Origin of the sequence: Streptomyces sp. NPDC021224 (genome assembly GCF_044332905.1) — a bacterium.
Classification (GTDB): domain Bacteria; phylum Actinomycetota; class Actinomycetes; order Streptomycetales; family Streptomycetaceae; genus Actinacidiphila.
In genome coordinates, this window is sequence record NZ_JBIRPW010000002.1 from 60938 (window position 1) to 72726 (window position 11789).

Annotated in this window: 4 protein-coding genes; all 4 read left to right on the forward strand. The window is 69.4% G+C overall.

The features are described 5' to 3' along the window. Positions 1 to 46 precede the first annotated feature (46 nt). The 4 genes from ACH4PY_RS05435 to drmB are packed head-to-tail and all read left to right on the forward strand — an operon-like array spanning position 47 to position 11788. On the forward strand, positions 47 to 4798 hold the full coding sequence (locus tag ACH4PY_RS05435; protein ID WP_398176216.1) for a DEAD/DEAH box helicase: 4752 nt from the start codon (positions 47 to 49) through the stop codon (positions 4796 to 4798). Continuing rightward, positions 4795 to 6714: a UvrD-helicase domain-containing protein gene (locus ACH4PY_RS05440; protein WP_398176218.1), complete on the forward strand. Its 1920-nt coding sequence runs from the start codon at positions 4795 to 4797 to the stop codon at positions 6712 to 6714. Before ACH4PY_RS05435 ends, ACH4PY_RS05440 begins: the two co-directional genes overlap by 4 nt. Further along, positions 6711 to 9941, forward strand: a complete 3231-nt coding sequence (locus ACH4PY_RS05445; RefSeq protein WP_398176220.1) for a helicase-related protein — start codon at positions 6711 to 6713, stop codon at positions 9939 to 9941. The genes ACH4PY_RS05440 and ACH4PY_RS05445 overlap by 4 nt, the downstream gene beginning before the upstream one ends. Beyond that, positions 9938 to 11788 (forward strand): DrmB family protein, encoded by a 1851-nt coding sequence (drmB, locus tag ACH4PY_RS05450; protein WP_398176222.1) that lies wholly within the window; start codon positions 9938 to 9940, stop codon positions 11786 to 11788. The genes ACH4PY_RS05445 and drmB overlap by 4 nt, the downstream gene beginning before the upstream one ends. Position 11789: the final 1 nt, after the last annotated feature.

Genomic DNA, 11789 nt, shown 5'->3' on the forward strand with positions numbered 1-11789 from the left:
CTGGGTCGTGAGCGATCAGACGTTGTCGCAGGGTTCGGATGCCTCGGTGATTGACACGGTGCTGGAACAGTCCCACCGTACTCTGGAGACGTACCGCATCGACCCGGGCCTCGTGCAGGAGCACGCCAACGGCGAACTGCGGATCACGCAGGGCGGATACGGTGAGCGCCAGTTGTTCGAGCTGGTGCAGAACGGTGCGGACGAAATCGCCAACGAACCCGGCGGTCGCCTTGCCGTGATCCTGACCGACGACACGCTGTACTGCGCGAATCAGGGCACGCCCGTCACCCCGCAGGGCGCCGACACCATTTTGCGGATGAGCGTCTCCCGTAAGCGCGGCGGTCAGATCGGCCGGTTCGGCGTCGGTGTGAAGTCCGTGCTGTCGGTGACCGACGCGCCCCAGTTCTTCAGCACCGGCGGATGCTTCGCCTTCGACCGGGCCTGGGCCGCCGACCGGATCGCCGAGGTACTCGGACTCCAGCAGCCCCTCGACATGGACACCCCGGTGCTCCGGATGGCCCGTCCTCTGGACCGGGAGGAGGAACTCGACAAGGACGACGTCCTGCGGGAACTCCTGACCTGGGCGGTCACCGTGGTCAAACTCCCGCTCCTGCCGGGGGCCGCCGAGCGTCTCGGGCACGACATCTCCGGTTTCAGGCATCCCGACGGTCGGCAGACCGACGCGTTTCCCTCCGGTTTCCAGATCTTCTCCTCGCACGTGGGCGAGGTGCTCCTGGAAGACAGGCGTCGGCTGCCCATCCAGCGACGCAAGTTGACCGTGCAGGCCTCCGGGGAGCGGCGGATCGTTCGCGAGATCGGCACCGGGATCACGGAGACGGTGAGTGAGTGGAGCGTCTTCACGATCGCTCACGAGCCCACGGCGGAGGCCCGCGGCGGCGCCGGCGAGTTGCACGACCGAAGCGTCATCGACGTGTCGTGGGCGGTTCCCGCTTTCGTCGAGAAGGACGGGTTGTGGACGGTGCCGGTCGGGCGCGGCCAGTTCTGGTCCTACTTCCCCACCAAGTACCCCGTGTCCGTCACGGGTTATCTGAACGCGGCGTGGAAGACGAATGAGGACAGACAGAACCTTTTGGACGGCAGTGCGTTCAACCGCGAACTGCTCCAGGTCGCCGCCCGCCTGGTGGTCACCTCCCTGCCCCGGCTCTCCCGAAAGGAGGATCCCGCCAGTTGCCTGCCGCTCCTGCCCGGCCGCGCCCGGGAGGCCGTGAACTGGGCGGAGGAGTACTTCATCCGGCATGTCTGGGACGCCGCCGCGCAGATGCCGTCCCTACCCGACCAGGACGGCGTGCTCCGCGTCCCGCGCGAACTGCACGTCCACCCGGAGAAGTTGCAGCCGGAATGGCTGCACATCTGGGCCGAGTACCCCGGCCGCCCGCGTGACTGGGTGCACCCCTCGGTCGACGCCACCTCGCTGCGCCACGGCAAGATGGAGCACATCCTGTTGGCCGCAAGGAAGTCGCCAGAAGACGTCCGCACGTGGCTGGAGGCGCTGGTCTCGGACGGCACCGCGGATGCGTCCTGTCACGCGATCCGCATCCTCGCGGCCATGGTCGAGCACGACGGAGACAAGGAGACGCTCGCCGCCGCACGCAGCGCCCGTGTCGTCCTGACCGAGGCCCACGGGATGGTGGCCCCGGTCGCGGGCAAGGTCTTCCACCGCACCGGTTCCGACGAACTCCGTGACGACATGGTCTACGTGCACACCGCCATCTCCGAGCGGATGGAGATGCACCGGCACCTGCACACCATCGGCGTCCGTGTCGCCGATGCCCAGGGCCGCTTCCAAGGCGTTCTCGACCAGGGCTTCGGCGGCTACACCCCGGAACAGTGGACCCAGTTCTGGATGCTGCTGCGCAGCGCGGGTGGCAACGCCCAGGTGGACCGCATCCGCCGCCGACACCCGGACCCGCGTGGCGTGCTCCACGTCCGCACGGTCGACGGGCGGTTCCGGCTCATGTCCGCGTGCCTGCTGCCCGGCGCTGTCGTGCCGGCGGACGGCAGCAGGGACGCCTCGATCGCCGTGGACACCGGCTTCCACGGCGGGGACACCGCGATCTTCCGCGATCTCGGTCTGACGGACAGGCCCGTCATCGGCCAGGACCCGAGGCGGCAACCCTGGTTCGACGAGTATCGGCAGGCGGTGCACGAGCAGTACCTGCGCAGGCTCGCCGCGGACGCCCCGAGGACCAGCATCAACCGACTCGTCCTGGAGGGTGCCGCCCCGGCCGGCCCGCTGGACCTCCTGCCGCGCCTCTCGGCCGAGGGCCGTGCCGCGTTCGTCGCCGCGATCCCGGACGCGGGCGTCGTCGAGAGCTGGACGCGCGCGTACGGCACCTCGGCGGCCAACCGGGCCGAAGTGACCTCACCACTGCGTTGGATGCTCGACAAGCACGGTTCGGTACGCACCTCGTTGGGCCTGACCTCGGTACGCGAAGCGGTCGGACCGCAGCTCAAGGCGTACGCGCAGGTGCTTCCCGTCGTCACCGACATCTCTGAGGCGAAGGCTCGCAGGCTCCGCATGCCGGCCACCGCGGAGGAGGTGCCGGCGAACCGCTGGCGTGCCCTGTTGGACCGGGTGCTGGTCAGTGAGGACGACGCCTTCATCGGCCACGCGTACGCCCTGATGCTGCGCGTCGGCACGGAGTTTCCCGAGGGTGTTCTGACTCGCTGCCGTGTGGGTGACGGGTGGGACGTACGTCCCGACTCGGAGATCGTCGTGGCCACGTCCGACGCGGACTTCCGTGAACTCGTCCGCGAGCAGCTCCCCGCCCTCCTGGTCGCCGACAGGGCCGACGCCGCGACCGCCGTCCAGATGGTCGAGCAGTGGGGGATGCTCAAGGTCGACGACGTCATCAGCAAACAGATCCGCAAGGCGGGGGCCACCCCCGCCACTTTGCTCGTCGACGAGTTCCCGCCGCTGCGCCAGCGCCTCGGCAAGGCGGTGGAGAATCGGAAGGTGCAGCGGTGCGGCGAGCTGGAGCAGGAGATCCGCACTCCGCGCGGTGTGGAGCTGAAACCGCTGACCTCGGCCCGCAGCGCGTCGACCCTGTTGGTGCTCGACACTCTCTCCCCACTGGAGGTACTGCTTGCCGCCGACCGAGAGTTCGGCTGGCAAATCGGTCCCCAGGGCTGCAAGGGAGTGCTCGACCTCCAGAAGCGACAGGAGCAGGACCGGGAGACCCGAACCAGGCTGCGGCAGATCACCGAGGCCGAGAGCGTGATCGACAAGATCGTCCTGCTGATCGGTGAGGCGGAGCTGCGGACGGAATTGCCCTCGGGCCTCCTGGACAGCGAGATCGCCGAGCGCGGTGGTCAGCAGCCGGACGCCCGACGGATCGCCGAACTGGCCTTCAACGCCCACGGTGAGGAGATCCTGCGGATCCACAGCCGGGACCTGGCACTCGCCTTTCCCGGCAACGCGCCCAGCAGCTTTACGGGTGATGCCAAAGCACTGAAGTTCGTCACCGACCTGGGGCTCCCGGATTCGTTCGCCGGCTCACGGGTGCCTCCGCTGGAAGCGCGGATCCAGGTCGACGGTCCGTCCGAGTTCCCCGCTCTGCACGACTACCAGGAGCAGCTCGCCCAGGCGCTCCTGCAGCTGCTGGACAATCCGGTTCCGCAACGCGGGATGCTGTCCATCCCGACCGGTGCCGGCAAGACGCGTGTCACCTCCGAGGCGGTCATTCGATGGATCCGGAACCGTGGCGAACTCCCTGGGCCGGTGCTGTGGGTCGCGGAGAGCGAGGAGCTGTGCGAGCAGGCGGTGCAGAGCTGGCGGTTCGTCTGGTCCAAGGTGGGTGCGGAGATGCCGCTGGTCATCAGCCGGCTCTGGTCGTCCAACGAGGCGGCCCCGGTGACAGGCGAGCCGCACCTGGTCGTTGCCACCGACGCCAAGTTGCAGCACGTGCTCGGCCAGGAGGACTATGCCTGGCTGCGGGACGCCGCACTGGTCGTTGTCGACGAGGCGCACCGGGCGACGTCCCCGGGGTACGCCCAGATCTTCGAACAGCTCGGCGTCAACCCGCCGATGACGCGGTGCCACCTGATCGGACTCACGGCCACCCCCTACCGCAACAACGAGGACTTGACCCGGCGCCTGGTGCGTCGCTTCGGCACCCGCCTCGACCTCGACGTCTTCGGCGGCGATCAGAACGAGGCCATCCGCCGGCTCCAGGAGATCGGGGTCCTGGCCCGTGTCAGGCACCGCGAACTCCTCGGCGCGGAGATCCGACTGAGCTCCGACGAGGTGACCAGTTCGGAGAAGTTCGGAGTACTGCCCAAGCGCGCCGAGCAGCGCCTGGCGGAGGACCAGGACCGTAACCAGCGGATCATCGAGGAGATCGAGAACCTCCCCGTGGACTGGCCGATCCTTGTCTTCGCCACCTCCGTCGCCCACGCCAAGTTCCTGGCCGCCAAGCTCAACGACCGACAGATCCGCGCCGCGGCCATCGACTCGGCCACCCCGGTGTCGGAGCGCCGCAAGCGCATCGAGGACTTCCGCAAGGGCCGCATCCAGGTGCTCACGAACTACGGCGTCCTCGCCCAGGGCTTCGACGCCCCGGCCACCCGTGCGGTCGTCGTCGCCCGCCCGACGTACAGCCCCAACATCTACCAGCAGATGATCGGCCGTGGCCTGCGCGGACCGAAGAACAACGGAACGCCCACCTGTCTGATCCTCAACGTCCGCGACAACGTGGTCAATTACCAGGGAGATCTGGCCTTCACCAAGTTCGACTACCTGTGGAACGAGGACTACCTGTGGAGCGAGGAAAAGTGAGCGACTCGCCGCGGGCGCTCACCCCTGCGCAGCAGTCCGTCGTCGACCAACCGTGGGACGCCCGCACCCTCGTCACGGCGGGTGCGGGAGCCGGTAAGACGCACACCCTGGTCCGCCGTCTGGAGACACTGGTCGAACGGGAGGAGCTGGATGCGCACGAGATCCTGGTCCTCAGCTTCTCCCGGGCCGCGGTGCGCGAACTGCGGGAGCGGATCGACAGCCACGCCGACGCCGCACGCCGGGTGCGCGCCCAGACCTTCGACTCCTGGGCGGCCACCCTGCTGCGGTGGTCGTACCCGGACCGCGACTGGTCGGGGACCACCTTCGATGCGCGCATCGAGGCGGCCACCGAGGCGATCGAGAAGGGTGCCGTCGAGGCCGGTGAGTTCGGCCCCCCTGCCCACGTGCTGATCGACGAGGTCCAGGACCTCGTCGGGGTGCGGCGCGAAATGGTGGAGGTTCTGCTCGACCGCTTCCAGACGCAGAGCGGATTCACCGTGGTCGGGGACGGCGCCCAGGCCGTTTTCGGCTTCCAAGTCTCGGACTCCGACCAGCGGGCCCGGGAGACCAACTACTTCTTCGACTGGATCCGTGGCTCCTTCGCCGGAGACCTGGTCGAGATCCACCTCGGTGACAACTTTCGGGCCCGCACCCAGCAGGCCCGCGTCGCCCTCCCCTACGGACCGCGGCTCCAGGAACTGGCCGCGGAACGGGAGTCCGCCGAGGTGCAGGCCGAGCAGATCCATCGCGAGCTGCGTCTCCTGCTCGACGAAGCTCCTCGTTTCGGATCGCTGGACGACGCCTTCGTCCTGGACTCACTCCGATACTTCGACGGCTCGACCGCGATCCTGTGTCGTGACAACGGCCAGGCGCTCTCCGTCAGCCAGACCCTCCACCGGGCAGGAGTGGACCATCGGTTCCAGCGTTCGGTCCGGGACCGGTCCGCCCCTGCCTGGATCGCCGCTCTGCTCGCGGCCACCGATGCGGCCGACGTCACCGAGGGACGCCTCGCCGAACTGGTCGCCGACCTCCACCCACGCCCCGAGCTGGACCCGTCCGTGCTCGCGCGAACTCTGCGCCGGGTCACCGGCCGCCGGCATGGCCGGATCGAACTCGCTGCGCTGCGCCTGGCGGTGGCGGAGCGGCGGCTCCCCGACGAGCTCACGGCGGCCGAACCCGCGCCGCTGGTCGTCTCGACGGTGCACCGTGCCAAGGGCCTGGAGTTCGACCGGGTCCTGGTCGTGGAGCCCGTGGAACTGAGGCGGCCGAAGAACGTGGCCAAGAAGAAGATCGACTACGACCCTGCTGCGGAAGCCCGCCTCCTCTACGTCGCCATGACCCGACCCCGTGACGACCTCTACCGACTCGACCGCCCCAACACATGGCTGATCCGCAAGGACAGGCGCCTGGACCGTTGGTACGTCGGAGGAGGCCGGTCGTGGGCCCGTAACGGCATCGAGGCACTCGGCAACGACGTCTGCCACGCGTACCCGCCGGGCGTCCGCAACGTCGCCGCCGACCCCGTCGAGGTCCGACGACGCCTCGCCCACGAGGTTCACGCAGGCGACGCCGTTGAACTGTCGCTGCTCCACCGCCTGCCGGAGGGCGAGGACCAGACGCCTCCCTACGTCGTCCTGCACGACGGCCGACCCGTCGGCGAGGTCTCGGAGGACTTCCGTCGCGCCTTGCACCTCATGCTCAGTCGTGGCGGCACCTGGCCGGTCCACAACGTTCCCGGCCGCATCACCGGACTGCGTGTCGACTGCGTCGAAACCGTTGCGGGCAGCGACGTCGCGACCGAACGTGCCGGTCTCGGCGCCTCGGGGGCCTGGCTGGCCCCTCGCCTGACCGGCCTGGGCCTCTTCGACTGGACGGACCCGTCCGACGACCCGAACACGGAGCGACTTCCTTCATGAGCCCGTCCCTCCACGACCACTACGCCCTGCGGGACCGTCTCGGCGCCGCGCTCCGTCTGGACCTCCTGGGTCCGATCGGTGGCGCCGAGGAGATCCTCAAGGACGACGCACCCGTGACCATGTACCCGGTCGGCGTCCTGTTCCCCCGGGAGACACCAGAGGTCGCCCGTGGCGACGGGGAGGAACTGGAGGCCGACGGGGACGACTCTCCCGCCCTGGTGCGCGGTGGTGACGGTGAGGAGGGCGCCGTCGAACGGGGGGTGTCGCTCGCCAACGTGCGGCGGCCCTCGTCCATGGGGCTCACCTTCGCGGTGGACCTCGACGCGGCGCAGCGGATCGTGCTGCGCACGACAGCCGCCGTCTACCGCCCCGAGGACGCCGACGGCAATCCTGTGGCGGCCACGCGCATCGAGGCCCGGAGCACCCAGGAGCAGCGCGAGCACTGGCGACGGGTCCCGCTCGATCTGCCCGACGTCGAGGTGGACGTGACGAGGCCGACCACGGTCGGGCAGACGCTCTCGGCCGGGCTGGAACTCCGCGTCCTGGTACGTCCCCGGAGCGTCCACGGCACCGTGACGGTCACCGCCACGTTGATCAACTCCCGTACGGCCGGCGCCCGGGAGCTCAAGGACGCCGCCTGCTTCTACCAGTCGACGCTCCGGGCCCTGGCGCTCGCACCCGGCGTCGAGCCCTTCGTGGAGCGGCGTACGTCCACCGGCAGCGACGACCGGGAGCTGATGCTCAGTCGGCTGCTCCACCGGCACGCCCCCGGCTTCGCCACCGGTCACGGCTGCGCGGCCGTGTGGGACTGGACCCCTCCGGCGATCGGATCCACGTCCCGCCGGCGTGCCGCCGTCGCCGAGGTCCGGACGGAGTTCGTGCCCGTGCACGAGGTGCTGCTGACCGACTCCAACCGGGCCGTCGCCGTCGACGCCCTGTCGATGCGAGGTCTCGGCGTGGCCGACCCCAGGACGGTGGTGGACGCGCTCGACGCGCTCCTGGGCGGCTACCGGACGTGGATCGACGAACGCAGGGCCGAGGCCGCCACCCTGGCCGGTACCGAGTACGCGCAAGCCGCGAAGGAGCGGATCGAGGCGTGCGAGACGGCGCTCACCCGTATGAGCGCGGGCGTCGAACTGCTCTCCGACCCCGCGCACGCCCGTGCGATGCGGGCGTTCCAGCTTGCCAACCTGGCCATGGCCGAGCAGCGCGCCCGCACCTCCTGGATCAAGGACGGGCGACCTGCCGGAGGACCTGACGAGAGCAAGGAGTACTGGCGCCCCTTCCAGATCTGTTTCCTGCTGCTCTGCCTGCAGGGCGTCATCGACGACACACACCCCGACCGTGGTGTCGCCGATCTGCTCTGGTTTCCCACCGGCGGCGGCAAGACCGAGGCGTACCTCGGTCTGATCGCCTTCACCACCTTCCTGCGCCGCCTGGAGGACCCTGTCCACGGTGGTGGTGTCACCGTGCTGATGCGGTACACCCTGCGACTGCTGACGCTCCAGCAGTTCGAACGGGCCACCGCGCTGATCTGCGCGATGGAACTGACCCGGGCTCGCCACGAGAACGAGTTGGGGCGGGAGGGCATCTCCATCGGCATGTGGGTGGGGAGGTCCGCGACCCCGAACGACCTGGCGGCGGCCGAGGAGAAGCTGGAGGTCCTGCGCGCCGGCGGCCGCTCGCTGGACAAGGAGAACCCGGCGCAGCTCCAGGCGTGCCCCTGGTGCGGCAGCCGTCTGGACGCATCGGACTACGAGGTCGTGGCGGAACGTGCGCGTATGCACATCCACTGCCCGGACGATCGATGTGCCTTCCACCGCGGCGACGGGCTACCTGTGCACCTGGTCGACGAATCCGTCTACGACGCGCATCCGACGCTGGTCATCGCCACCGTCGACAAGTTCGCGTCCATGCCGTGGCGGGAGAGGACGGCCGCGCTGTTCAACCGCGACCGAACGGCGACCCCTCCGCCGGAGCTGATCGTCCAGGACGAGCTCCACCTCATCTCCGGGCCGCTCGGCACGCTCACCGGGCTCTACGAGACCGCGGTGGACGTCCTGGCCGAGCAACCCAAGGTGATCGCGTCCACGGCGACCATCCGACGGGCCGACGAACAGGGCCGGCACCTCTTCAACCGCGAGGTCCATCAGTTCCCGCCGGCCGGACTCGACTCCCGCGACTCCTGGTTCGCGGTCGAGGCTGCTCGCGAGGACAAGGCCACCCGGCAGTACATCGGTCTGCTCACCGCCAGTACCAGCCAGTCGACCCTGCTCATCCGCACCTACGCCGCCCTCCTGCACCACATTCACCTCGCCGCCGAGAGCGACGAGGTCAAGGACGCCTACTGGACCCTCGTCGGCTACTTCAACAGCTTGCGGCTGCTGTCCGCCGCCGAACTCCAGGTCCTCGACGACGTGCAGGACCGGATGGAGCAACTCGCCGCGCGCGACGGTGTCGAGAAGCCCCGCCGCCCCGAGGCGGTGACGGAGCTGAGCAGCCGGGCCAGTGCCAGCGACATCCCCAGGCGCCTCAAGGACATCGAGCGCAGGTACCCCTCCCCGGAAGCCACCGACGTGCTGCTTGCCACGAACATGATCTCCGTCGGCGTCGACATCGACCGTCTCGGTCTGATGGCGGTCATGGGCCAACCGCAGACCACCGCCGAGTACATCCAGGCGACCAGCCGTGTGGGCCGTCGTCACCCGGGGTTGGTGGCGGTCATGCTCAACTCGACCCGGTCTCGCGACCGTTCGCACTACGAGAGCTTCCAGCACTTCCACTCCGCCCTCTACCGCGAGGTCGAGTCGACCAGCGTCACGCCCTTCTCGTCGCGGGCCCGCGACCGCGGCCTGCACGCCGTGATCGTCGCCCTGGCACGCCTGATGCTCCCGGAGGCCCGCGACAACGCGGCGGCGGCCAGGATCGAGGACTTCGTCCACGAGATCGACGGCCGCCTTCGCACGGCACTGCTGGAAAGGGTCGCAAAGGTTGCGCCCCGGGAGGTCGACACCACCGCTGCCGCCTTCGACGAATTCGTCGCCTGGTGGCGTCAGGCCGCTGCCGACGATCCGAACCTGCTCTACGAGACCCATGCCAGGAGCGGCCGTTACGCCGTCCTCAGCGCCTTCGACAACGACCTCCCCGAGGCGCGCCAGGGCTGGCCCACGCTGTGGAGCCTGCGTGACGTGGACGCCTCCTCGACATTCTTCCTGGAGAAGCGATGACCCCGCCGCCCCCTCGCAGACGAGGAGCCGTACGACCCGGCTCTCCGATCACGCGCCTGCGCAAACTGGGCGAGATTCGCCGTGCCCAGGCCGTCACCACCTACGGCGTCGGCTCCATGATCGCGGTCGACAACGAGTCCTTCGTGATCGCAGGGCTCGACACCTGGGACGTCAGTCATGCCGAGACCCTGTGGGAGCCGCGCCTCACCGCGGTCACAGGCGTGCGCGAGTTCAAGCTGCCGCCCGCCGTCGATCTTGAGGAGGCCCGTGACGGGGTGCGGGCCGTCCGTTTCCCACAGCTGTACTCGTGCCCTGAGTGCCGCGAGCTGCAGTACTACGCGAAGTTCAACCCGCCCAGGGACAAGGCGGTCTGCGGTACGTGCGAACGGGACCTCGTCCCGTCGCGATTCGTGACGGCATGCGTCAACGGGCACCTCGACGACTTCCCTTACTGGAAGTGGGTCCACCGTTCGTCCTCCCACGAGCCGGGCGCCGACGGCTCGCCCGGTCGGTGCGGCGGCAAGCTGCGGCTGCGGACCGAGGGCTCCACGGCCTCCCTCCGCGGTGTCGTCGTCGGCTGCACCTGCGGAGTCAAGGAGGTGTCCATGGAGGGGGCCTTCCGCAGCCAGGCGCTGCGTGAGCTCCGTATCCGGTGCGCGGGACGCCGCCCCTGGCTCAAGGACGTCGCCCCCGATCCGTGCAACGAACTGCCGCGCACCCTCCAGCGTGGTTCCTCCGCCGTGTGGTTCCCGGTCGTCCACTCGGCGCTGTCCATCCCTCCGTGGAGCGACGGCGTGCACAAGGCCCTCCGCCCCTACTGGAACAGGATCAAGGACGAGGACGAGGCCATGGTCCGGGGATACCTCAGGATCGAGAACTTCGAGGAGAGGAACCGGGGGCTGACCGTGGACGAGGCGGTGGCCGCCGTGCTGGAGGCCAGGGAGAAGGCAACGGACCGGCCCGCTCAGGAGCACACCACGCTGTCCTCGCGCGAGCATCTGTACCTGGAGGAGTACCGGACCCTTCAGCGTGAACGTCCGGAGGACGCTCGGGACGAGCGGCAGGACTTCGTCTGCGAGCGACCCGACGACGAGCGGACACCGGACGGCATCGGACAGGTCATGCTCGTCAAAAGGGTCCGTGAGGTCCGGGCGTTGCAGTCCTTCACCAGGGTCGAGGAACCTGCCGTGGGCGACGGTCCGACCAGTCCCCGTCGCGCGGCGGTGTCCCTCCTTCGCACGCCGGAATGGCTGCCCGCCATGGAAGTCAGCGGCGAGGGCGTCTTCGTCCGCCTCGACCCGGAACGTCTCGCCGCCTGGGAGCGGCAGGACCGGCCGAGGGAGCGCGCGGAGCGCGTCCGACGTCATCACCAGGCGCTGCTCCGGGAACGCTACGCCCATTCCGACCGGCCCGCGCCGCTCTCCCCGGTCTCCCCGCGCTACCTGGCGGTGCACACCCTCGCGCATCTGCTCGTGAACGAGTGGAGCCTCGACGGTGGCTATCCGGCCGCGTCCCTGCGAGAGCGTCTCTACGTCGGCGACGACATGGCCGGCTTCCTCATCTACACGGCGACCAGTGACTCCGCGGGAAGTCTCGGCGGGATCGTCGCCCAGGGCGACCCCGAACGCCTCGCCGCCTCGCTGGAATCCGCACTGCACCGTGCCTCCTGGTGCTCCAACGACCCCCTCTGTTCCGAGGCGTCGACGAGCGGGGCCGACAGCCTCAATCTCGCAGCCTGCCACGCCTGTGTGCTGCTCCCCGAGACCAGCTGCGAGACGAACAACGCGTTCCTCGACCGCGTTGCCCTCGTCGGCACGCCGGACGGGGAGCTGCCCGGTCTGTTCTGAC

Coding starts and splice junctions, on each gene's coding strand:
- ACH4PY_RS05445 (WP_398176220.1), top strand. CDS start 6,711: ATGAGCCCGTCCCTCCACGACCACTACGCCCTGCGGGACCGTCTCGGC.
- drmB (WP_398176222.1), top strand. CDS start 9,938: ATGACCCCGCCGCCCCCTCGCAGACGAGGAGCCGTACGACCCGGCTCT.